This window comes from Rhodopirellula sp. P2 (assembly GCF_028768465.1).
GTDB lineage: Bacteria > Planctomycetota > Planctomycetia > Pirellulales > Pirellulaceae > Rhodopirellula.
In genome coordinates, this window is the sequence record NZ_CP118225.1 from 4,791,348 (window position 1) to 4,815,417 (window position 24,070).

General features: G+C 58.0%; 20 protein-coding genes. 11 read left to right on the forward strand and 9 right to left on the reverse strand.

Going from position 1 to position 24,070, the window contains the following annotated elements; genetic code table 11:
* The first annotated feature begins 288 nt into the window (after nt 1-288).
* Both PSR62_RS16975 and PSR62_RS16980 read left to right on the forward strand, forming a co-directional pair.
* Nucleotides 289-495 carry a hypothetical protein gene (locus PSR62_RS16975; RefSeq protein WP_274404197.1) on the forward strand — a complete coding sequence of 69 codons (207 nt, stop codon included), beginning with the start codon at nt 289-291 and terminating at the stop codon, nt 493-495.
* Nucleotides 485-781 carry a type II toxin-antitoxin system RelE/ParE family toxin gene (locus tag PSR62_RS16980; protein ID WP_274404198.1) on the forward strand — a complete coding sequence of 99 codons (297 nt, stop codon included), beginning with the start codon at nt 485-487 and terminating at the stop codon, nt 779-781. The genes PSR62_RS16975 and PSR62_RS16980 overlap by 11 nt, the downstream gene beginning before the upstream one ends.
* Before the next feature lie 225 nt (nt 782-1,006).
* Here the strand turns inward: PSR62_RS16980 and PSR62_RS16985 are convergent, their stop codons facing one another.
* The 3 genes from PSR62_RS16985 to PSR62_RS16995 form a co-directional block, all read right to left on the reverse strand.
* Complete coding sequence (locus PSR62_RS16985) at nt 1,007-2,674, reverse strand: serine/threonine-protein kinase (RefSeq protein ID WP_274404199.1); 1,668 nt, start codon at nt 2,672-2,674, stop codon at nt 1,007-1,009.
* A 146-nt stretch (nt 2,675-2,820) separates the two neighbouring features.
* A complete protein-coding gene (locus PSR62_RS16990; RefSeq protein ID WP_274404200.1) occupies nt 2,821-4,257 on the reverse strand; it encodes a DUF1501 domain-containing protein in 1,437 nt (478 codons plus the stop codon).
* 132 nt (nt 4,258-4,389) lie between these two features.
* Complete coding sequence (locus PSR62_RS16995) at nt 4,390-7,542, reverse strand: hypothetical protein (protein ID WP_443217440.1); 3,153 nt, start codon at nt 7,540-7,542, stop codon at nt 4,390-4,392.
* 134 nt (nt 7,543-7,676) lie between these two features.
* Between PSR62_RS16995 and PSR62_RS17000 the strand changes: the two genes are divergently transcribed.
* Entirely contained in the window at nt 7,677-8,663 is a 987-nt protein-coding gene (locus PSR62_RS17000) for a sugar phosphate isomerase/epimerase family protein (RefSeq protein WP_338020088.1), read from the forward strand.
* Between the two features lie 145 nt (nt 8,664-8,808).
* Here PSR62_RS17000 and PSR62_RS17005 read toward each other — a convergent pair whose 3' ends face one another.
* Entirely contained in the window at nt 8,809-10,098 is a 1,290-nt protein-coding gene (locus PSR62_RS17005) for a GlmU family protein (protein ID WP_274404203.1), read from the reverse strand.
* A gap of 261 nt (nt 10,099-10,359) precedes the next feature.
* Between PSR62_RS17005 and PSR62_RS17010 the strand changes: the two genes are divergently transcribed.
* The gene (locus tag PSR62_RS17010) at nt 10,360-11,580 is read left to right on the forward strand and encodes a hypothetical protein (protein ID WP_274404204.1); all 1,221 of its coding nucleotides are present in this window, start codon (nt 10,360-10,362) and stop codon (nt 11,578-11,580) included.
* Nucleotides 11,581-11,724: 144 nt separating this feature from the next.
* Here the strand turns inward: PSR62_RS17010 and PSR62_RS17015 are convergent, their stop codons facing one another.
* The 4 genes from PSR62_RS17015 to PSR62_RS17030 all read right to left on the reverse strand — a co-directional run bounded on the left by PSR62_RS17015 (nt 11,725) and on the right by PSR62_RS17030 (nt 14,887).
* A complete protein-coding gene (locus PSR62_RS17015; protein ID WP_274404205.1) occupies nt 11,725-12,267 on the reverse strand; it encodes a hypothetical protein in 543 nt (180 codons plus the stop codon).
* Nucleotides 12,268-12,341: 74 nt separating this feature from the next.
* A complete protein-coding gene (locus PSR62_RS17020; RefSeq protein WP_443217441.1) occupies nt 12,342-13,646 on the reverse strand; it encodes a vWA domain-containing protein in 1,305 nt (434 codons plus the stop codon).
* Between the two features lie 75 nt (nt 13,647-13,721).
* A complete protein-coding gene (locus tag PSR62_RS17025; RefSeq protein WP_274404207.1) occupies nt 13,722-14,093 on the reverse strand; it encodes a TadE/TadG family type IV pilus assembly protein in 372 nt (123 codons plus the stop codon).
* Nucleotides 14,094-14,245: 152 nt separating this feature from the next.
* Nucleotides 14,246-14,887: a TadE/TadG family type IV pilus assembly protein gene (locus tag PSR62_RS17030; protein ID WP_274404208.1), complete on the reverse strand. Its 642-nt coding sequence runs from the start codon at nt 14,885-14,887 to the stop codon at nt 14,246-14,248.
* 127 nt (nt 14,888-15,014) lie between these two features.
* On the opposite strand from PSR62_RS17030, the gene PSR62_RS17035 reads away from it, so the two are divergent.
* On the forward strand, nt 15,015-16,448 hold the full coding sequence (locus PSR62_RS17035) for a prepilin peptidase (RefSeq protein WP_274404209.1): 1,434 nt from the start codon (nt 15,015-15,017) through the stop codon (nt 16,446-16,448).
* 387 nt (nt 16,449-16,835) lie between these two features.
* Here the strand turns inward: PSR62_RS17035 and PSR62_RS17040 are convergent, their stop codons facing one another.
* A complete protein-coding gene (locus PSR62_RS17040; RefSeq protein WP_274404210.1) occupies nt 16,836-17,081 on the reverse strand; it encodes a hypothetical protein in 246 nt (81 codons plus the stop codon).
* A 113-nt stretch (nt 17,082-17,194) separates the two neighbouring features.
* On the opposite strand from PSR62_RS17040, the gene moaA reads away from it, so the two are divergent.
* Genes moaA through PSR62_RS17070 form a run of 6 tightly spaced genes read left to right on the forward strand, consistent with a single transcriptional unit; the run spans nt 17,195 to nt 24,038 of the window.
* Nucleotides 17,195-18,205, forward strand: coding sequence for a GTP 3',8-cyclase MoaA (gene moaA / locus PSR62_RS17045; RefSeq protein ID WP_274404211.1), 1,011 nt, complete (start codon nt 17,195-17,197; stop codon nt 18,203-18,205).
* Nucleotides 18,206-18,253: 48 nt separating this feature from the next.
* Nucleotides 18,254-19,357, forward strand: a complete 1,104-nt coding sequence (locus PSR62_RS17050; protein ID WP_274404212.1) for a stage II sporulation protein M — start codon at nt 18,254-18,256, stop codon at nt 19,355-19,357.
* Complete coding sequence (locus tag PSR62_RS17055) at nt 19,347-20,423, forward strand: hypothetical protein (RefSeq protein ID WP_274404213.1); 1,077 nt, start codon at nt 19,347-19,349, stop codon at nt 20,421-20,423. The genes PSR62_RS17050 and PSR62_RS17055 overlap by 11 nt, the downstream gene beginning before the upstream one ends.
* Nucleotides 20,420-21,304 carry a DUF4129 domain-containing protein gene (locus PSR62_RS17060; protein ID WP_274404214.1) on the forward strand — a complete coding sequence of 295 codons (885 nt, stop codon included), beginning with the start codon at nt 20,420-20,422 and terminating at the stop codon, nt 21,302-21,304. The genes PSR62_RS17055 and PSR62_RS17060 overlap by 4 nt, the downstream gene beginning before the upstream one ends.
* On the forward strand, nt 21,301-22,953 hold the full coding sequence (locus PSR62_RS17065) for a hypothetical protein (protein WP_274404215.1): 1,653 nt from the start codon (nt 21,301-21,303) through the stop codon (nt 22,951-22,953). The genes PSR62_RS17060 and PSR62_RS17065 overlap by 4 nt, the downstream gene beginning before the upstream one ends.
* A complete protein-coding gene (locus PSR62_RS17070) occupies nt 22,950-24,038 on the forward strand; it encodes an AAA family ATPase (RefSeq protein WP_274404216.1) in 1,089 nt (362 codons plus the stop codon). The genes PSR62_RS17065 and PSR62_RS17070 overlap by 4 nt, the downstream gene beginning before the upstream one ends.
* The last annotated feature ends 32 nt before the right edge of the window (nt 24,039-24,070 follow it).

The window sequence follows — 24,070 nt, forward strand, 5'->3', positions numbered from 1 at the left end:
GGCGACTTTGTTTGTTCCCGCCACCGGTCTCGGGGCTTCCACCCCGAGCTAACGACGGCGGCCCCTCCGGGGCGATGCCAGGAAACCCGACGCGTCGCGGGGCTGGCACTGACTCCGACGTGTTGGCGACGACCGCAGGGCATCATCACCGGCACCTCCCAAACCAAACGAATCGGGAGTGCGCATCTTTCCCCAGGTGAAATTTGCGCACTTTTTAGGGGAAACCCCCATTTTGGGAGTGCACAATTCGACTACAACCGCTAACATGGGGGGACAAAGGAGACTCCAATGAACGAAACACTGAACACCTCGGCGAAGTTTGCGGCTCGCGACACCATTGACAGTCTGCCCGATGGCGCAAGCTGGGACGAAGTGCTGTACCGCTTGTACATCCGACAAAAGATCGAATCTGGTCTCGCCACCGCCGAATCGTCACGATTGGTTGGCACCGAAACTGTCCGCGAACAATGGAATCAAACTCGCAATGCAAGTTAGTTGGACCGAATACGCGGTTTCGGACTTGATGGCGATTCGCGACTACATTGGGCGCGATTGCGACAAGTTTGCGGACTTGATCTTCGAACGCATCGTCGAGCAAACCGAACGGCTGCTGGAATGCCCTGATGCGGGTTCCATCGTGCCTGAGTTTGGTCGCGCAGATGTATCCGAGATCCAGGTCAACTCGTATCGCATCGTTCACCAAGTGTTCGACGATGAGGTTCGGGTCCTAACGGTGTCGCATGCGACCGCCCCCTGTGCCATGCACGTCGGCGATCTCTAACGAGACGGCGTCACGTTTCCGCGAATCATCACCGAATCTGCCGTTTTGAAATTGCGGCGATGCGATTTGGTTGAGCGGTCAAGGGCTATCTTCAACTTCTACGCGGCGGTCTGAGCTTGCCCGTTGGTCAACCAGCGACAGGCTACGACGCCGATTTCACGGAAGGTGCCACTGCCCCGCGCAGAGCTGGGGTTTCTCCCCTGCCCGAAACCACCAGCGGTTGCTTTATTCCAGGCGTCGATATCGTTTGGAAAACACCAGCATCGTGACCATCCACCAGCCCCCCAGAAACAAGGGGGCTGCGTCAGGGAACGCAATGCATGCGAACGCCATCCCGATGAAGCCCATCCCCAGAAGCGCGCTGCCGCCCCACATGTGTCCCGCAATGGCGATGAAGGCGAACCCGCTCATGATGCAGGCCATCACCATCACGCCGGAGTGATCCAGGTAACCGCTGATCCAGAGCAGATTGATGCTGGACAACGCGACCAGATACCCCAGCCACACCGACCAAACCGGGCGTTCCGCCGAGACTCGCGGCAACCACAGCCCGTCTCGAGCTCGTCCAATCACCCATGCGATCCCCGCTAGCATTGACACCCGCGGCACAAAGTAGCCCCAAAACGCGGGCGCACTCCACGCCGACAAGTCATTGGGTGTGTCGAGATAGATCCACTTCATCACCACAAACATCGCGACGTGAGTGGCCAACACAACGTAGCCAATCCGGCGCAGCGCCAATCCCCAATTCTGGAACGCATGCAAGTGCTGATCCCGCGCTAGCTCTCGCGACATTCGATGCACCAAACCATCTGGCGCGGCAAGCGGTGTGTCACCTTCCAAGATCCGATCCAAATCATCGGCCAAATCGTCAGCGGATCGATAACGTTCGCTCGGGACAAACGCCATCGCTCGTTCGATCACGTGATCCAAATCGACTAACTCGGGCAAGCGTGGCATGCCGCCCGGCCAAGCCAATCGCAACGAAGGGGGTTCATCCGATAAGACTCGCGCGAGCACTTCCGCTGTTGAATCACCACGATGAGGAGGTGATCCGGTCAACATTGCGAACAGGATTCCCCCCAAGGCGTACACATCCACGGCGTCGGTGAGATCCCCTGAGCCGCGAGCCTGTTCGGGGCTCATGTAGTGAGGCGTTCCGAGGACCTGCCCGTTGCGAGTCAATTCCGGCGAATCACGATGAAACTTGGCCAATCCAAAGTCGACAATCTTCGGGACACCCTCATCCAGCAACACATTCTCGGGCTTCAGATCGCGGTGAATGATCCCGCGGGAGTGTGCGTAGGCAACGCCTCGACAAATGTCACGAACCAAAGTCACCGTCTGCATCACGCACGCTTTCAGCTCCGCCTTGCCCAGTTCATCTGCATTCCAGCACGTCCGCCTGTCGTCGACTTGCGTTTGCAGTGAATCGCCGGGGACCATTGGCATCACGAAGTAGTCGATCCCTCGCCAACATCCGATGCTGTGAATCGCCAAAATGTTCGGATGCGAGAGGGATGCCGCCGCTTCGCTTTCCACGCGAAAACGAACCCGCATCTCATCGTTGGCCAGGACTCCGTCCCCGATCAGCTTGATCGCGACCACACGCCGAAGTGATTCCTGCTTGGCTTCGTAGACAACGCCCATCCCCCCGCGGGCAACTTCTCGCACCAATCGAAACTCACCGATCATCTGCCCAACCAACGACACGGGTTCAGGCTCTTCACTGCCCAACCAACGGTGGTTTCGGAAAAAATCTTTCAGCTCGTCAGCGTGTTCCGGATGTCGCTGCAGGTACTCGTGTGGATCCGGTCGTTCGCCTTCCTCTTCACGCAGCAGGATCTCTGCCAACACGGAATCCAAGCTCGATGGCGAATCGGAATCGTTCACAAGATCTTCAATGCAAGAAAAATGGCCGAGAAACGCCCTGCGTTTCCCGGCCATTGTAGCTTGCGAGCAGCGAGGTCGCCCGCTGTCTCAGCGACATCGCAGGCAACTTCCAACCACGGCGTCCTGATCCGAATCTCGGGGACCGGTCAGGCAATCAACTCGTGAATCACTTCTCCACCGAACTGCGACAGTTGTTTGTAGCGTCCGCCATGGAAATACGTGAGTTTGTTGTCGTCCAACCCCAGCAAGTTCAACATGGTCACGTGCACGTCGCGAATCGGGTGAACACACTCGACGGCCTTGGCTCCGATTTCATCGGTTGCTCCCACGACGGCACCTCGACGCGTGCCACCGCCAGCGAACCACATCGTCATCGCATCGATGTTGTGATCCCGACCCAACGCCGTCACTCCACCACGATAGTTGTTGTCGGGGGTGCGTCCGAACTCGCCTGTCCAAACGACCAACGTGTCATCCAGCATCCCGCGTTGTTTCAAGTCTTTGATCAATGCTGCGATCGGCTTGTCGACACTTTTGATTCGAGCCGCGTGCCCTCGTTCCAAGTAATCATGGCTGTCCCATCCACCTGAGAAGATCTGCACGAAGCGAACGCCTTCTTCCACCATTCGACGAGCCATCAAACATTGCTTGCCGAAGGCTGCTGTTTCCGGATCATCCAAGCCGTAGGAATCCAACACGTGCTGAGGTTCGGTTTGCAAGTCGATCAAGTTGGGAACCGAGGTCTGCATGCGGAACGCCAACTCATAGCTTTCCATCCGTGCGGCCAGTTCTCCCGCGTTGGGATGTTGCTGCAGCGAACTGGATTGCAAGTGATCCTTGTTGAGTGCGGCCAACTCATCGAGCATCCGCCGCTGGTGCTCACGGCTGCGATAGTCACCAGGCTTCAAATCCAAAATCGGAGAGCCTTGGGCACGTAGCGTTGTGCCTTGATAGTAGGCGGGCAAAAAGCCATTGGACCAGTTCGCGCTGCCGGCCTGTGGCATCGCAAGTTCCGTCATCACGACAAAGCCAGGCAAGTTCTGATTCTCGCTGCCCAACCCGTACGTCGCCCAGGCTCCGACAGCCGGGTCACCGCCCAGTCGACTGCCGGTGTTCATATGCAGCAACGCCTCGGGGTGATTCAACGACTCCGCTTGGCAACCGCGATAGACACACAGTTCATCCGCGACTTCCGGGTCGGCTAGATGGACGAATTGATCACACATGTCCAAGCCAGATTGGCCGACCTGGCGTGACTTGAACGGGCTGCCGACGTAAAACCGTTTTCCAGTCGCCAAACCTTCGGTGCGTTTCGATTCGGTCACATGCAAGCGATCCAATTCGGGCTTGGGATCAAACGTGTCCATCTGCCCAGGGCCACCCTCCATGAAGAGCATGATGACCGCCTTGGCTTTTGGCGGAATCATTGGCTTCTTAGGAGCCAACGGCGAGGCGGCCGAACCGGAGCCGGAGGCATCGACGTTGTCGGCAGCCAATTGTGACGTCAGGGCAAGCGAACCAAGCGACGCACCCAGGCCACAAAAGAAATTGCGACGCTGTAACATTTGCCACGAAGACTGCATGGGATTTCATCTCGAATGAGGAAGGCGGGGATTCTGCGGGACACCCTATTCTAGCCGAGCCCCTTTCGATTCGTCGAATCTATAGGGGACCTTTCGGCCAATCCGGCTCAATTGACCCGCGTTTTCTATAGATCAGGGCTGCGCATCGAAGGAGTGATTGATCACTCGATTCCCATCTTGTTCGATGGCACGCAACCACATTCGTGTGCCGATCAATTGACTCCCCAGCGGCCAGTCAATGTTTCGCTCAACCGTCTCACGTGGTGGCAGCACCAACACCCGACGCTCGTACTGACGCTCGCGGCCAGCGAACAACAGGCAGTCAAAATTCGTCAGCCGATTGGTGTGATTGACCATCTCGATTTTGACTCGCATCCGCCCTCCCTGATCGTCATCGATCAGCCGAGTGCTGACCCGAATGTCAAATCCGTCGGGGCCAATGCTCATTGTCCGGTGGACTCGAATCACGGTCGGAGGCAATGTCTCAAAACGGAAATCCAGTGGCAGTTGGTACGCACCGATCGTGGCATTGTTCTCCAACGTCACCCCAAACTCGACTTGATTGGATTCATTGGGAAGCAAATTCCAGGGTTTCATTCCCGCGTCCAAACGCCAGGAATCAGGGGCCACCATGGCGATCTCGCCCGACAACGACTGCTTGATCGGGTTGCGGAACCTCACGCCCAAGGGTTGCTGAAGTCCCAACAACGAATCGATCCGAGTCCGATCGAGACGAACGGACATTCGAAAATCGGCAAGTGATTGATCGATTCCGACGTAGAACTTCGGCACGCGGTCGACGACCAATCGTTGCACACGTCGTCCCTCGTGTTCAATCACTTCGACTGGTTTGCGACGCCCCCAGACGTCCACTTCGTAGACGTTCTCACCCAAGTACAAATGCTCGACGGTTGGTGAATCGGACCACACCATCAGCAACGATTCCGTTTCGCCTCGGAAGACAATGTTGTCGCTATGGTTTTGCAATCGCAAAGATCCTGCATTGGTCCGATGCCCCAGCAGCAGACTGGTGGTTCGGAACGGGAGCAACAGTTCGTCAGGACGCCCGTCGCGGGTCAGGACCGCTGCATCATCATCCATGGGGGCACTCAAGAACGCCGCGCCCACCTTGTGCCCCCGTGTCGCCGCCATCCGAAGAACCAGATCACTGATTCGTGAATCGAGGTCGTACTTCTTTCGCGAAATCGGATTGATCGTCAACCAAGTGGCTGGCAGACGTGCCGTCGCGCCTCCACCGGCCATCACCGCCTCTTCACGTGCTTTCACTTCGCGATCCAGCATCGCGTCCATCTCCGCCGCCGTCAGTGGCGACGACGAATGACGATGCAACCCTCGCCAACTGTCACCCACGGATGCAGGCGGCGTGTCCACCCAGGACCACGCGATCATGGTCTGGATGGGCTGCCCGAACCCTTGCAGGCCAGTCGAGATCGCTTCCAATGTTTCCAGAATATTGGATTGCCCCATGAAGCTTTGGTCATCATCGGCACCCAATTGCCACAACCGAATTCGCGTCGTCATTCGGTTCATGAGCGGTTCCAACTCAGGCCGCCAAGCCGATTCATCGCGCAGCAGGTTGGCCACCCGCGTGTCCGATTGCTCGCGGAGTTGGTAAGCCGGCAAACGATCCTCCGGCGGTTGATCCAACAATCCGATGGGCTGAATCCCAAGGTCACGCAATCGAAACGCAAGCAGCGCTGCCGCATCGGCATGATCGCTGTCCTCGGGACCGAACCAGACCGGTAGCTTCGCCCATCCGATCCCTACCAATTGCATCCACTTCGCCAATTCCCGTTCACGCAACTTGCCTTTCCGGTGCCGCTGCATGATCTCCCCAGGCACCGTCCATCCAAACGGAGTCGGATCAATGATATCGGATTCCGACTGGAAGGTCGCCAGCGATGGCAATCCAAGAATGGATTCTTGCGTGCGGGATGGATCGCCAAATTCGGCGGGATCATTGGTGATCCGCCCCAACACCACAAAGGAGGTTTCGTTGGCCAAGGAAGCACCGCGTTCGTTTTCCATCGAAGCGGCAATGCGATAGTAACCAGGCTTGAGGTCACTCAGATCCCATCGGTACCGCAGGGAACTTGAACCATCCAGTTCAATGTTCCCTTGGCTGGGCGAGGTGCCGTCCGCGAGCGCGGAGTCCTCTTCTTCCTTCACGTCACCAGGCTGACCCGATTCCTGACTCTTCTCTGCCTCGGCTTCCTCTGCTAGCAAACGCGCCGCCTCTTCGACCGGATCGATCGCTCGCGAGAACGTTCCGAGCGTTCGCCGTTCGTGATCGTACAACCTCAACCGCAAACGGGTGTGCTCATTGGACAATCCCAGCATCTCACTCATCACGACCACCGTCTGCCCGGGCAAGTACACTCCCAGGTCATGGTCCGTCGCAATTTTCAACTGCGGGAATTGCCGAAACATGACGTTGTCGAATCCGACTTTTCCGGTGATGTCTTCCAGCCCATCTTCGCCCCCACCAACCATCAACCGAACATACATGCGGTCTGAATTTCGTGGTGGCAAGAGGTCCTTCAGCACCAAGGTGGTCCAGTCGGTTGTTTGGGTGACGTGTTCCGTTTCTCGGACTCCAAGTTCCTTGCCTTCCGAATCTTGGAAGACCACTTGCGCGAAGACGTGGTCGTGAACCAATCCCTCCGTCCGAACATCCACGCTGAACTGGTACTGAAACGTCGGGTTGGCGGGCAACGAAGGCGACTCGACTCGGGCCAGCCCACCGTCCAGCCGAATCGTCAAGCAACGGTCCACCAGCAGATCCGCCATCGAGGGTGGCAGCGGTGACAACTCGGGATAGAGTCGCCGCAGTTTTTGCCACGGGCGGAGGGCCGCGGTGTCCAGAGGCAGGACTGCTTTCTCCAGCTCCGGATCACGGGCCTCGATTTGAATGCTGACATAGTTGGGAAATCCCGCCCCGTCATAGCGCAACCAGTTGTCCGGCCAGCCGCCGAAATCCTTGTCGGAAGCTCGGGAAAAATCCCAACGAAAACGTCTCAGTCCGGCCGGTCCGCGCGTCGATTCCACGCTGCTTCGCTCGATCAATGCTTCCCGGGGAATGCGTTCCCGCCGCTGCCGCTCGTAACGCGACCCATTCTGGGCATCCGCCTGGGGAAGTGAATTTCCCACCACCAGCCACACCAGCATCAAACTCGCAAAGATCGTGCGTGGCCAAGCGTCCCGGCGGACGGACCACGTCGCCCCCCCAGGATCCCCCGCAAACACGCCTTGGCCCCGTGCCATTCGCAAAGCCACCGCCAATCGGTGAAACACGCGACCCCGGCTCGATGTTTGCGACCGGAAGGCGTATTGTGAAGGGTCGAGTTGGATCAAGTGGTCCACCATGACCTGGTTGCCTGCGTCGGAGAACGAATCGATTGGCTGAATTGAAACTTGCCGTCCGGATGGACGCCATTCCGGGGGCCGGTGCCTCTGCCACCGCACTGCGTAAATCATTGACCATCGCAGCATCGATGGGCGTTCGAAGTGTCGAATTGTGTGGTCGCACCCACGTGCCCGTATCTGATTTGTCGGACACCGGCGTGCGGACCTTGCGGAAAATCCTGGACGATTTGAATTTGCGGATTGCATCCATCCGGTTTCCAACCCGGTTTGGGTACGATGTGACGGACCATTTGGATGAGCGAGTCGACGCCACCAAATCGGCGATGAAGACGGCTTACCGCTTGGGGGCGCCGTTGATTGTCAATCAAATCGGGACCGTTCCATCCCCGCCGCAGAACATTGACCAAGCGGTCAAAAAAGCGGGCAGCTCGCTGCTACTCGATCCGTCCGCGAAAGCGGGCGATTCCGATTGGAGCAAGGATTTGCCGGCCGACTTGGCGGCAGAACTTGCCAACTCAATCGCCGCCTCCCGAATCGGCAAAGCAATCGCCGGCCAGGGTGTGGCCGGCAGCGACGCGTCCCGGTGGGAAACATTGCGCGAGGTCATGGATGATCTGGGTCGCTACGGCGCCAAAGTCGGCTGTTTTCTGGCGGCAGAAACGGGCACCGAAGCTGGTACCGACTTGGCTGCCCTGCTGGACGCAATCCCGGATAGCTTCATTCCTGTTGCGTTGAACCCGGGCCAGTTGATCATCAACCGATTCCGAGTGGACGAGGCCATCAACGCGCTCGGTTCACGGATCTCAATCGTGCATGCGGTGGACGGTGTCTTGGACCTGGCCGCCGGTCGCGGGATGGCGGTCCCGGTCGGCGAAGGCACCGCCGACTTCCCAGCCTTGTTGGGGCAACTGGAAGACATTCCGTTCCGCGGACCGATTGTCGTCGGTCGCCCCGAGATGCGGCCAGAAACCGCCATCACAGAATTGCAGCAGAGCCTGGAATACCTGCGGAACCTCTAGATCGGTTTCTCGCAACGCAAAATGGAACATCGGCCAATCCGATTGGCCGATGGGGCACCGCCTCGTGCTGCCGCAGCGAGTGGCCTGAGCCAGTGCCGCGTCGCCCTTCGTCTTGTTCGGACATCGGTTCCATCGGCTGGTTGCTTTAGAACCCCAGTTGTTCGGACGATTCGCGTTCGGTTTCGGTGCGATCGTACATCGCTTGGATCAGATCCATGTCGCACTGACGCTGTTCCACCTTCCGACGCGCGAACATCCGAGCTTGCGTGTTGATCATCACCTCCGGCGGCAACAAGGAGGTCTGACCAAACAGCCGGGCGTAGTTCACGTAACTGGGCACGTTGCTGGTCACAAATCCGTACAACATGCTGCAAACACCGATCACCTTGCCGGTGAAGATGCCCGTGTTGATCGCTGACTTGGAATAGTCGCCCATGATGCAGCCCAGGAATTGCATTCCCGAAGCCATCTTTCGATCGCCATACTCGATGTTGATCTTGCCGTAGGTGTTTTTCAGGTCACTGTTGCAGGTCCCCGCACCGAGGTTGATCCAACTGCCCAAGTAACTGTGCCCCAGGAATCCGTGGTGCTGCTTGTTCGTGTAGGCTTCGATCACGGACGCTTCGACTTCGCCGCCAATCTTGACCGTGTGTCCAAGTGAAACGCCGTCTTTGATCGCGGAATGTTCCAGCACCCGGGTGCTGTGCCCCGCGTGCAGCGGGCCTTCCAAGAAACAGAACGGACCGACCTGAACGTCTTCGTCGAAAACAATCGGTCCACCCGAAGTATGAATCGACGCGAATTCTCCGATCTTCACTCCGGGGCGAACAAACACACCGTCTTCACGCTGGGTGTAGTCACCATGTTCGATCCGGTAGTTGACCGAATCATTCATCGCTTCCATGTGCGCGGCAACCACCTCGTGTGGCCATTGAAACGCTTTCAGGGAAGATCGTGAACTCACGTTCTGATGGGCGATCTGTTGCAGCCTCTCCAGCGGACTGAGCCCCGGCTCCGAGTTGGGCGACTTCGCAATGTCACCCGCCGTGATGAAGGCGGCCAACAGCTCAAAATCGTTTCCATTGTCGGTGCCAATCACGGCAGCGGTCTGGCCCGCTTGAATCAACTGCTTCAGCGTTTCATAGGTCTGCACCGAGGGCACCAACCGAGCGTTGACGAGCAACACCTCTTCGTCCACCGCAATTTCCTTGGCCGGTGATTGAAGTCCGTGATCGGCCTCTTGAATGGGCAACAAGTACTCGCGAATCAATCCTTGAATCTCGCATGCCTTGCCACCGGTCGAATTTTCTTTCGCAAGTGTCTTCAACCAATCGAGCAATTGGAAACTCGCGCATGTGATCGCATAAGCCGGCCGAGCGTGAACGATCGGGCAGAGCTGTTCCACGCGAGAATCTTCGAAGCAGAGAATTTTCATGAGCGGGACAAGGCGTGCGGAAAGCGGAAGTTCAGACGAGCGAGCGGTTCGGAATCGGAAAGCCGGTTGCAACGATGAGGGAGTTTACAGGGCTTCAGGATGGAGGTCGCGGGGACAACTCGTGGCAAATTCATTGGTCGCGTCGGGGGGACGAAACTAAAGTGAAGTGAAGCTCATCGCGATGCCCCCTGTCGGATCCAAACGGGAAATTTTTCGATTTGTTCTGCGACACAAGCATCCCTCGCACGCCAAGGCCATCGTTTGCCCCATTCGCCTAAGCTCTCTCGACGACGCAAACTGCGACGAACGATTTTGGCGTCCGTTTGGGTGGCACTGAACACCTCCACCTCCACCAGTTTGGCAGCAGACCCCGCGGAGGCTGCTGACGGTGTGACCGTCGACTGGATGCAGATCGATTGGACCGCCAACGCGGAATTGGATTCACGCCCCTCCGCGGAAGTGATCGCGAAGATCGATCGGAATCTCGCCCAGCTCGAATCTGATTCCGCCATCATCCGCCGCATGACTTCGGACCGGCTGTTCTCACTAGCGATCCACGGCGGCGATGAAGTCCGCCGCGCCGTGCTCGGGCGACTGCGAAGCCTGCGTGTCTCGCTTTCACTGGACGTTCGTCAAACCGCGGATCAATTGGACCAACGCATTCGACTGGCGGCTCATCAGCAGGCCATCGAATCGTTGGCCCGTTCGCCTTGGGACGACCTAGCAGCCAACGTGGACGATGAACGGAACCGTGAACTCGATCAATGGTGGCAGCATTTTTCCGAGCGAGCCGGTGACGACGCCGATTCGATCCGGCAATTTCAACAGGTCGCCAAATCAGCGGGGCCGGATTGGCAATGGCAGCCTGCACTGCCCCGCTGGACACCTTCCAATCGATCCGCCTGCGATCAGTGGGCCTGTCTGCTGGGAATCTGCGTTCCCGATTGTGGAATCCGATACGTTCCCGCATCCAACACTCTGAAACGGCACCTGCTGCAAGATGGTTCTCTCTGCTCCCGCGGACAAACGCCGGGCGATCGCGTTGTCGGACGGCTGATTGAGTCCACGCTGCAACGCAATCCCTACGGTTGGTCGCTAGAAACTCGATTGTCCATCGGTTTGATTCATCAACGCACCGAACTGGTCCAAGGATTGTGCGAGCAAATCTGGAACACGCCCAACGCAAGGCCTCGTGACATCGCCTTGTCCCTGCTGGCTGCCGATCGTGTGCAACACCCATCCCGAATGGATCACCTGAATTTGCACTTGGATGACCGTCGCGTGATCACAGTCCTTCCTGGACAAGCCCACTTTGGCGTTGGCGAAGCGAACTGGCCGCGATCAATTGTCGTGCCGCGGGTCTGTGACGTGGCTCAATACTTGATTTGGAAAGACCAAGGCATCGACGCACGCCAAGAGGGCATGACGGCGATTCAAGCCGATCCCACTTGGGGAACTCGGTTGGAATCCATCGGTCGCTGATTCGCAACCCGCGATCCGACCAATCAATCTCGTGAGTGTCGGCGATCCAATCGCCCGCGGTTCTCAAGGCGAACACCGACGTTCCGGTTGGTTGTCGGAGTGCCTGTTCAACCCAGCCGCAACGTCGGCTGCTGGAGACGCGACTCAGTAGCTCGGCGGGGCGTCAGCGCGAAGCTCTTCGAGCCGCTGCTGCTGATGCCAGAGAATACTCTCGGGAAGCACGCTTCCATCTTCGTTGTACGAGTCTTCTTGCGTGCTCATCTCAGCGACCTTCGCCTCCAGCCGTTCCACCTGCGTCTTCCATTGAGCAAATGCGTCTCGGTGGTCCGGTTTCTGGCGAGTTTGCTCGATCCAAAGTCGGCGTTGCCGGTCTGCGATGAAGGCAGCGTCTTCTTGCTTGGCGGCCGCCAAGTACGCTTCATTGCGTTGCTTTCGCATTCGAAAGTCCTCGTCGGTCGGAACCGAATGCGAGGTGCTGGTCGCAGGAACCACGGCGTTGCGGGCCGGCGAAGCGCTGACCCAAGCCACGGTGCTCCGAACCAGCACAATGCAGCCAGCGATCGAACCAATCGACAAGACTGCGAAGATAGCCAACTTGCCAATCCAACTCGACTTGGCAGGTTTCTTGGATGCTTTCCGAAGGGGTTCTTCGAGAAGCGAACGGTGGTCGGAAGATGAGGAGTTCATGTCATACTCTAGGTCACAAGTTGTGACCGTGATCTCAAATTCCCTGGTGAGGGAATTTTTCCGAGAGACGAATCTCAGTCGGTCAAAATCGTCGGCAGGTTGTTGGCAATTTCTTCAAACGCTTCCACCAGTTCGTCACCGGAATCGGCGTGGTAGTGCTTGCCCAGCCCCGTCACGGCGACCTCTTGCATCGTCGCTTGGTTCGCTCCGCTTCCGAAGGTCACCGTTTGAATGTTGAGATTCTCTGAACTCATCAAATTGCGGGCGATCGTGTTCGGTGCCGTGCCGTAGTTGTGAATGCCATCGGTCATCACCACCATTGTCTTCGAGGCGTAAGGACGAGCGTTCTCATGCGTGAGGGAAGTCGCACCGGAAGTCATGCCATTGCCAATCCCGGTCGAACCACTGGGGCCGAGACGCGCAACCGTGGCACGCACCGCATCGAAGTCATCCAACAACCAGCAATCCAAACTGCCGTGACTGTTGTAGCTGGCAATCGAAACCTGTTCGTTCTGAGGCGTTTGATCGAGGACTTGCAAGAAAGCGTCGACCGCCATCACCAAGTCTTCCCAAGGCGTGTTGGGGGCAGGTCCCAGACCGTAAAATTCTTCCCAGGCATAATCGTACAGGTCGTCTTCGCCGTAGCCGCGGTTGTAATTCACCCGGCGAATGTAGTCCGGGCGTCCGTTGCGATAACGCCACTCCAAATCAACGATGCCTTCGTCTTCGGCCGCAATCAAACTGTCTTCTGCCCAGGGATCGGCTCCATCAGGCCAGTCATAGGTCTTCCAATCCATCGAACCACTGCGGTCGAGCACCAAGCTGATGTCCCGGTCCACTTGCATTGCGACGGCGGAAGTCACCGGACGAAAGTCACTGATCGAAAAGGTGTTTGGGAAAATGAAGGGCACAGGGCCCATCAGCGATTCACCGGTTCGTTTGCCGGTCACGCGGACGGAGCTGACAGCCACCATGTTGGCGGCCACATCCCCGGTCGGAACCTTTGTGAATTGAAACCGGCCCGTCCGACCATCCGCCTGTGCCGACACGCCGAATTCAAATTCGTTGGCTCCGTCGTTGGTGTTCAGCTGATACGGTTCGCCGGCCACTTCATTCATCGCGGCGGTCAACCGAGCGGCCTCTTTCGCGGCCTCAACCGTTTGCTCCTCACTGAAAGCGCGTCCGCCTGCCCGAGCTGCCGCGTCGGTCGCAATCGCCAATTCAGTCTTCACCAACTGCATTTGTGCCAGGTTGATACAGAATGCAGCCAGCAGAGCCAGCATGGGCAACACAAACGCCATCAAAACAGTGATGCCGCCACGACGTGTTTCGTCGCCTCGCGTCATCTTGTATCGCATGGGAAGGGGGGAAACGGACATCATTGAAACTCCAAAACGAAACGTTGGCTTGGTAAATCGAAAAAGGATCCCCCCGGACCGTTCTTCATTCATGAATCAATCGACTTGAAAAAAGCCGTTGTATCGTTCGGTCTGCATCGTTGCAGACGATGTCAATCGAAGATTGCCCAAGAACATGGGTGTGAACAAAGCCACGTCATCCAAGTCGATGCTGACAGTCACAGTGACCTCTTCGGTGTCGTCATCGATCTCGGTGCAATCGACCTCATACCCGCCGCTGAACAACGACTGCATGATCAACTCGGCTTCACCGACGGCTTCGTCTGCGGTTGCGCCAGGCACAATCGCCGTGCGAGCCGCGTAGTAGGCCGCGTCTTGGGCAAGGTTCCGCGCCATGTTCATCCGCGCCAATTCCATGCACATGAAGATGGTCAGCAACAACAGATTGCTGACAATGGCAAACTCCACCAACGTGGCTCCAGCTCGCTTGACCGACCGAGGAGCCGGTCCACGACAAGGCCGAACGGATGGTCGCGGAACGATTCCGTTGCGACGACGCTGACGAACGTTTCGGGTTTGGTTTGAAAGGGACTTCGATGAAAAGATCATGGTGGCGATGCCTAGTCTTGATTCCTGAATTCTTTTCGCATCGTGATTCGATGCGTGATATCCAGGTCGTTGTACAAACCAGCCGGAGCATACAAGTTGCCGGCAGCGGGAACCGTGACCACAATCGTGACGTGTTCCAGCGTGTCAGCCGTGCTGAACGTGCTGTTTTCGAGAGTGACCGCGCTGCCTTCGTAGCTGACACCTCGTTCGTCCAAAATTTCATGCACTCGGGCAATCGCAGCTTGATCCGTGCCGCCCCGGTTGATGCCACGCCGAGCGCCTTCATAGGCGGCGATGGCAACCGTTTCTTTCAAAAAGAAGATCGAGCACAGATCCACCGTCGCAAACGTGAACGTCAGCAAGACCGGCAAGCAAAACGCGATCTCCGCCGTCGCGGTTCCGCGACGTGGTTGATTCAGGTTGCCTCCGGAACGCGTCCGGCCGGCTGTGAGAAAGCCGGAACGCGTTCGCTTGGAGGCGTGATTGACAGGATTCATGATGCGGGGACCAAAGGCGTTGGCGGCCAGTGAAATGTCGGGTGACGAGTCTCGTTGCTCTGGCAATTTGAGCTGGGGGAAGACAGTCGGGCCCAAAAGGTTGATCAGGTCAGGGAAGACAATCAGGTTGGTAAATTCGTAGGGGATGGTTCTCAAGAAGAACCTCTAACGAAAACCTAGCTCTGAAAATTCACCTGGGCGTGAAAAATCTTTCAAAACCTTCTAACCTCTGCGCCAGGCCGCGTTTTGTGTGCCGCTTCCTGCAACCGACAGCAAAGTCCGCATGATTGATCTGACCTTTCCCGCACCCGTCATTGATTTGATGGCAAACACGCTGATTGAAACGCAGGCCCTCGTTCAAATTGCGCCATCGATCGGCGTGCTGGCAGAGATCGCCCCCATTTGGTTGGCGGGTTGGATCGCGGCGTGGCTGTCACTGTCCTCTGCCGCCCAGACCGGGATCTTGGCGCTGCTCGGGATCCTGGGCGGTGCTCTGGCCAACCACATCATTCCCACTTGGTGCTGGTACCCCCGTCCAATTTCACCTTGGGTTGATCGAGCACGCTGGCCGTTGCTGCCTGAATTCGAAACGATTTCGCGATCCCTGCCCGCACGAACTTGGGCGGATCGCATCCCCGTGTGGGGTTGGTTCCGCTTGCGGCGCGAATCCGAGATGTTTGGGCGTTGGTTCTGGGTCCGGCCGATTCTGATCGAACTTTCACTCGCCGCGGTCTTGCCGCTCATGCATCAAGCCTACTTGGCCGGGCAACTGCTGCCGGGCGGAGTCACACCGGCCACCGTTGCGGCGTGCGCGGACTGGATGGCGTTGCTCTTCTTCCTGCACGCTGCCTTTTTGGTTTGGTTGGTCGCAGCCACCTTCATCGACTTTGACGAACGCACCATTCCCGATCTGCTGACGATTCCGGGCACGATCGTGGCCATCGGTTTGGGAACCCTCACACCGTTCGCCTTCTTGCCGGGGTTGGTGGTCAAGAATTCGGTGGAAGGCATCGCGCCCGTTTTGGCCAACCATCCGTTTGCTCTCTCGCCGTTCTGGACCAGCCCTCGTGGATTGATGACCGGCCTGGCGATCTGGGCGGTTTGGTGCTTTGCGCTGGCAGACCGACGCTTTTATCTGCGCCGGGGATGGTCCAAAGCCTGGGGCTACTTTTGGTTTGGATTGACCCGCCACAACTCGTGGAAATTTTTGGTTGCCATGTGGCTGGTGGGTTCCGCCATCATCGTCGCGACTTACTCCACCACTCCCATCGGTTGGATGGGCATGATGACCTCGTTGACTGGACTGGCGGTGGGCGGCGGAATCGTCTGGGTGGTGCGATTGGTTTGCGGTTGGGCCATTCAAATGGAAGCGATGGGATTCGGCGACGTCACGCTGATGGCCATGATCGGTGCCCTGATCGGTTGGCAAGGCAGCATCCTCGCGTTCTTCCTGTCCCCCATCGCGGCCCTGGTGATTGTGTTGGTCGTGTTTGTTTTGACTCGCGATCCGCGAACGCCCTTCGGCCCCTACCTGTGCCTGGGAACCCTGTTGGTCGTTTGGTACTGGGACGACGTCTACAACGCTCGGTTCCGCACGACGTTGCTGCTGATGGGCGACGTTCTGCTTTGGATGGCGATCGCCATGCCACCGATCCTGGCGACAATGATGTGGATCACCCGAAAGATCCGCTTGCAGGTGCTTCCGGATGCAGACTGAAACAAGGCGTTCGGACTCATTCACTTCCTTCGCGGGCGTGGTCTGTTGATTGAATGCGTTTCGCAGATTTCGCGATCAGCCGATGGGCGATCGCCCAATGCCATCTACTTTAGAACCAACCGAGGGGATTTTGTTAGCGGAACGGCGCAAGCCGTCCGGTAAATCGTGGGTGTTTTCCGGCGCGTCACCGGACGACTCGCGCCGTTCCGCTACAAAGTAGATGGCATTGGGCGATCGCCCACGGTTCCCGGAGGCGAACCGGACGCGATCGCGTTCCGACTGATTGACTCCACAGCCTGCTACGGGCGGGTTCAACTCAGTGCTGAATCGGCACTTCAAACCCGCACGACCTCTCAATTGAGTGGAAATGAGTTCGGGACAGTCCAGTCAAAACAGCAGCAGCAAAAAACCGCCGACGAAGGCTGCCAACACCACCCACACGGTGATGTGCCAAAGTGGTCTTCCCCCCGCCCAATTGGTTCGGGCGGTCGAATCCGGGAACTCGCGAGCCAGAAAGTCCTCGTAGTCGTCCTCGTCCCACTCGTCGGAATGCTCTTCGCCTTCGCTGGCATCCTCGTCGAATTCATCGTCGGCGCTCGCTTGCCAGGAATCATCGTCCCAGTGGTTCGTCATGGAAGGTCGGTGTTTGGGGGGCGAATTCGCGTTCATCTGCGTTGGCGGCACCGGTCGCCGCTTCGCTCGTCTGTCGCATCGCATCATGGAGGCGGGGCGGTTACCCTACCAACATGACTGATCCCTTTGCATTGGTCGATCGCTTTGGTCGACGCCACGACAGCCTTCGCATCAGTATCACGGATCGTTGCAACATCCGCTGTTTTTACTGCATGCCCGAACACGACGCGGAGTTTCTGCCCCGCAGCGGCGTGTTGACGTTCGAAGAAATCGAGCGATTGGCCGGGCTGATGGTCCAACGTTGCGGCGTGCGTGACATTCGGATCACAGGCGGAGAACCTCTGGTCCGGCGTGACTGCGTCGAATTGACTGCGATGCTGGCCCAAATCGATGGTTTGGAAGACCTGTCGATGACCACCAACGGAATGTTGCTTCGCGAGCACGCCGCTGATTTACGAGCCGCGGGATTGCAGCGCCTGAACATTTCACTGGACACACTCGACGAAGCCACCTTTGCCAAAATCACTCGTCGCCCCGGCGTGGACCGAGTCATTGCAGGAATCGATGCGGCCATCGAGGCCGGATTTGAATCGATCAAGCTCAACGCGTTGGCCATTCGTGGGATCAGCGAATCAGAACTGGTTGGTTTGGTCCGTTTTGCGATCGGAAGAGGCGTCACCTTGCGTTTCATCGAGTTCATGCCGCTCGACAGCGACCGGGCTTGGCAATCGGCCGACGTGCTGTCCGGAGACGCGTGCCTGCAATTGCTGAGCGAAGCGTTTGGCGAAGTCACTCCCATGGGCCGTCAAAATCAGTCGGCCCCAGCGGAAACGTTCCGTCTTGCTTGTGATGGCCGCGAAGGCACGATCGGAATCATCCGCTCCGTGACCCAGCCGTTTTGTGGGGATTGCAACCGTTTGCGATTGACCGCCGACGGTGGGCTGCGAAATTGTTTGTTCGCTCAAAGTGAGACACCGCTGCGTGACGCCATGCGAAGCGGGTGCGACGACAACCATTTGATACAGAAGATCCAGCAATGTGTGAGCGAGAAACACGCCGCTCATGGCATTCATTCGGATGATTTCCGGCCTCCCGATCGTGCCATGCATGCCATTGGTGGCTAGTTCGTTGTCCACCCCCGCGTTCCGAATTCGTTCGCTATAATCGCTCGCATGAACATCGCCAATCTGCTCGACAAACGACGATCGAACTGGGGCGAATTGGAACGTCTTTGCGAGGCCATGGAAGTTCGAGGACGAACGGACAAGGCTGGGCCTCAATACAAAGGTGCCGCTGGCATCGTTCGTTTTGCAACGCTGTATCGCGGTGCCTGTGCGGACTTGGCACTTGCCGATGCGTACCAATTGCCTCCCGCCACGGTGACTTACCTGCACCGGCTCGTCGCGCGCTCACACAATCAGCTCTATCGGGCGGGCAAATTCGAACCCACCGGTTGGTTCGACATGATTTTTCGTGTCGCGCCACGCGAGATTTATGGCGATGCTTGCGTCCGCGTCGCCACCATCGTGTTCTTCGGTTTGTTCGCGCTGTCGATGTACCTGGGCTACCAACAAACCCTGTTCCCTGATTTTGCCAACGTCGTTGTCGGCGAGGCGGGCCTGGAACAGATGGAAGAGATGTACGAAATGGAACTGGTCGGCAGTCTCGACCACTACATCAGCATGTCCAGCTTCTACATCATGCACAACACTGGGATTGGGCTGAAGTGTTTCGCCTATGGAATCCTGATCGTGCCGTGTCTTTACATCTTGTCCAGCAACGCGGTGACACTGGGAACCGTGTTTGGCTACATGGCTCGCGAGGACGTCGCCAGTCGCGACAACTTCTTCGAGTTTGTCACCGCCCACGGTCCCTTTGAATTGACCGCGATCGCCTTGTCCGCCGCCGCGGGACTGCGTTTGGGGATGGGGCTGTTCGCCACCGGAGGCTTGAGCCGAATCGACTCGGTTCGACGGTCCGCGGTACGCGCCGTTCCAGTCATCTCCGCCGCAGCCGTGTTGTTTGTGCTCGCCGCCTTCACCGAAGGTTTCATCTCCCCCAGTCCACTGGCATACACCTTCAAAGCGGGGTGGTCGGTGATGTCTTCCAGCATGATCAGTTTCTACTTCGTCGTCCTCGGCTTTCCCGGCAATCGCCAACATCGAACCGGCGGACGTCCCATCGACACCATCTGGGATGACGAGTCGACCGAGACATCCGAATCCAACACGCTAGCCAACCTCAGTGGCGGGAGCTCGAGCGTCCGTGCAGCTTGATCGCACTCACATCGCTATCCGAGTCCGATCACTATCGGAAATCGGTGACCTGGCTCTGTTGATGCTTCGCCGCTATCCGGTTGCGGTCACGCGAGCCTTTTTCGCCGGCGCCGCTCCTTGGATGGTGATCAACGCGATCCTGCTGTCCTTCTTGCCGATGCGAATCGCCGCGGACGAGTTCTTCACGGACGACTCCCTGTCCGATTTGATTCGCTACGCCAGTTGGATGAGCGTTCTGGTTGTCCTTCAAACGCCCTTGGCCGGAGCGTTTTCAACGTTCTATCTGGGCCAAGCCGTCTTCGAACAAAAACCGACGTTGCGACACACCTTTGCCGAAGTCTGGAAGCTCCGCTGGCCGCTGCTTTGGATCCTCGGTGTCAAACGGCTGGCGATCCCCACCACATTGCTGCTGGTTTTCCGAATTGGCACCGACTCAGACATCTTTCTCGATTTCATCTTGCCGTGGCTGATCGTCATCCTGGCGGCCATCATCCGCAGCAATCGTCCCTTTGTGCCCGAGATGATTGTGCTGGAGCGTTGCCCGCTTCGTTCGCGATCGTCCAACGTGATCACGCTGGCGCGACGCTCCAAAGGGCTTCATGGACCGATGTCCAGCGAACTGGGTGGCCGATTCCTCACCGTGGCTGGCACGTCTCTGGTTTTGACTTGCTCGGTCTACTATTCGATGATCTGGGTGCGCGGGATCGCCACCTCCAATTGGTCGACCGATTTCATCGCGATGGTCGTGTTCCTGCCGTTGGCATTGTGGATCATCGCGGCCTTCACCGTCGTGGTTCGCTTGCTCGGCTACTTGGACGCTCGCATCCGACTGGAGGGCTGGGAAGTGGAACTGGCGATCCGAGCCGAAGCCATTCGCCAATTCGGTGAAGATGCCATGACTGGACAATCGAGCTCCCCGCGTCAACGACTTCCCCGGACCGGATCTCGTCGCAAACGCCCCACCGACACGCCCCTCCCCAACCACGAGGCCGAAGAAGCCATCCTGGTCCCAGATTCCGATTCGGACGTGCAAACGACTCCGCCTGAAATCGAGGTCCGCCCATGAACGACCTCTCCCCTGCCCTGACAAATCCAGGATGCCTTGGCCAACGCCACCGTTCGCAGCTGGGTTCTTTTTGTTCCCGACGAGCCCTGTGGTTCAGCTGCGTCTTGCCCTGCGTGTTCATCGGTGTTTCCGCGTCAGCCTTGGCAGCAGAATCGCCCCCCGATGCAGCGCGGGTCTCGCCCGTCAGTGACTCGGTTTGGTACGACGAAGACACTGGCGACCTGGTTCCCGTCGAAGTTCAAGACAAACAAACCGACACGGAAAATCGCGGCAGTCGTTGGACCGCCGTGACATCCAACAAGTCCACCGCAGCAACCCCCGCTCCTGCAACCACCACCGGTTTTCCGTTTGCCCAGTTGTTTGGCTGGTTGATGTTGGGTTTCCTGCTGGTGGGATTGGTCTCGTTGTTGGCATGGGTATTCGCCAACAGTGACTTTGACTTCAGCCATGGAAACGTCGAGCAATCGCTTCTCGAAGGAGACCGCGTTGATCGACAAACCCGTCAACGCATGGAACATTTGCCCGAGGCATTGCGAGACACGACGGTCAACCCGCGTTCCGAAGCCGAACGGTTGATGCGGGAGGGCCAGTTCAACGAAGCCATCATCTACCTTTATGGGCACCAACTGTTGCTGCTCGACCGAGTCCACTGGTTGCGGTTGGCTCGAGGCAAAACGAACAGCCGCTACGTTCGCGAAACCAAACGCTCTCACCCCAACTCGGGAACTCGATTGCAGCAAACCGTTGCCGCTTTTGAACGCGCCTACTTTGGCCGGCACGAATTGTCGCCATCCGAATTTGAACGACTGTGGCAACTCAACGCGACGCTGGAACAAGAGATCCAATCCGCCGACTCCGTTCGACAACCGGGGGCAGCATGAACGTCGCCTCCCTGACCGCCCGTCAGAAATACCGCGAGTCCGCGCCACAAGCTGGCCGCAGGTCGACTTGTCGACTGGCCTTCGGGTTGCTGGTGCTGTGCACCCTGCTGTTGTCCGGATGCAGCCGATTGGACACGACCTACGGAAAAACCGACGGGGCGAAAGGCAAACAAAGTCTCAACGGCTTCGGTGCTCTGCGAGAAACACTCACGCGGGAATTGACTCCAGCCGAACGCTCGGAACTGGGGGACGACTGGCAAGACGCCGAACTGCGAGCTCGCAACCTGACTCGATTGTCCTCTCGGGCCAATCAACACGACGCCATCGTTTGGATCCCGACCGCTTGGCCACCCGCCAACCCAGTCGAAGTCGCTGACTGGATGACGAAGTGGCTTCGAAACGGCAACCGCACAATCGTCTATGTCGTCCCCGACGAAGGCAGCACGGAAGCCTACTGGCGAGAGGCCTCGCAGGTCGCCCCTCCTGAACAACGACTGGAATACCGCCGCCGATCGGCTCAACAGATCAATTTGCGTTTGCTCCAAGATGCGCAGCGCGATGACGTGACAGTCGGAAAACTGTTCACCGCTCGTGGTCTGCCCGCGCGGCAAACCATCGATGACCGCCGGATCGTCTCCTATGACCTGCACCCCTTTGACCCCGCACGCAACCCGGTCGTGGGCACCACCACTCCAACCGTTCAACCGACGGCTGCAGTCGAGGAAGACAATTCTGCCAATGACGCCTCTATCAACGACGAAACGGCGGGCGTCCCAGCAGAACTCATCGAAACGGAACCAGGCCAATCCGAACTCGACCAACTCTTCTCGGACGAAGACTCCGCCGACCGGGACGAAGCGACCGACCCGCATCAGACCGTCGAGGATGATCCGACGGATTCAACCGAGAACGACCGTCCGTCGCTCTCGTTCGAACCGCTCGACAAGGCCGAGGACGTCACGATCTTGGCCCGAGTCACGCACCCCAAGTGGAAAGATTCGCGAATCCTGGTTGTCGCCGGCGGAGGCTTGCTCACGAATTTCGCGATGACGGATCAACCCGCGTTGGAAATGGCCGCTCGTCTTCGCCACGAAATCCTATCGACCGCTAAGGTCGGGGCGGACGAACGCGTAAGCCTGGGTTTCTTGTCGACCGATGACATGTGGGTTCCCATTTCAGACGCTGAACCAGGCGCCCCTTCCCAAACCGGGATGGAAATGCTGACGACCTGGCCGATCAGTCTGATCACCCTTCACGCGTTGTTCCTGGGGGTGGTGATGTGCCTGATGCTGTTGCCCACCTTCGGCCGCGCCCGGCAGGTTGTCTATCATCGTTCCACCCACTTCGGCAACCACCTCACGGCGATGGCTGTTTTGATGCGTCGCGCCGGTGGGATGGACTTTGCCAAAGAAAAGATCAACCATTACATGCGAGTCGTTCGCGGCGAACCCGAGTTGTTTGTGGTTGCGAAGCAGACGCCCCCTGCCGCCCCCCAGCCACCCACGCCTGATCCCCAAACCACGAACGAGTTGTCCCCATCGGACACATCCTCGGAATCTGATTTGATCGAGGCCGAAGCCCTCGCAGACCCTGTTGCACCGTCACTTGACCCGCCAAGTCCTCACGAGCCCGTTGAGAAGTCGCCTTGAACGATCCTTCCTTGCCGCCCATCTTGCCCGCAGACAACTCCGGTCCCGAGATCCCTGCCGCCAACGACGCCGCGTCCGCCCAACTCGGTGCCGCTTCAGCGGCGCCGGAATCACCACCGATCTCACCCGAATTTGCCAAGATCAAGCAGCTCTTTGAGTTGATCCAGGCCGAAGTCGGCAAGCTGTACGTCGGGCAAGACGAGCTGGTGCTGGGCACGTTGACCGCGTTGTTCTCCGGGGGCCACGTGTTGATCGAATCCGTGCCCGGCTTGGGCAAAACGCTGTTCGTCCGGACGCTCGGTCGAATTCTCGGGTGCGAGTTTGGACGCATCCAGTTCACCGCCGATCTGATGCCTTCGGACATCACCGGGGCTCCCATCTTCGACATGCAGAAGAGCGAGTTTCGTTTTCGCGCTGGTCCTGTCTTCACGCAGTTGCTGTTGGCCGATGAAATCAACCGCTCGCCTGCCAAGACTCACGCGGCGTTGCTTGAGATCATGCAGGAGTACCGGGTCACGATTGATGGAACCAGCCACCCGGTGCCGAAACCGTTCCTCGTTTTGGCGACGCAAAACCCTCTGGAAAGTGAAGGCACGTACAACCTGCCCGAAGCCCAACTCGATCGTTTCATGTTCAAGTTGATGGTCGATTACCCCTCGGCCACCGAAGAAGCCGAAATTTTGAAAATGCATTCGCTGCAAGTCGACTTTGGGCAGCGATTGGAGGAGGAGATCCAACCGATCACCAACCCCGAAATCGTTCAAAAGGTCATCGCGACGTGCAGCCAAGTTCGGGTCGAAGATCGTTTGGTCGAATACATCAACTCGCTGATTCGCTCGACGCGGACCTGGCCAGCCTTTCACATCGGTGCGTCGCCACGAGCCGGAATTGCACTGATGCAATCTGCTCGAACGATCGCCGCCTTCGCCGGCCGAGATTTCGCGGTGCCAGACGACGTGATCGAGATCATTTTGCCCGTTTTACGGCACCGAGTCTCGTTGACCGCGGAGGCCGAAATTGAGGGTCGCAGCGTTGATGAGGAATTGCGGGCCATGATTCGGGGAATCGAAGTCCCTCGGAACTGAAAGTTGGCCATTCCCCCTTGCGAGAAATCCAG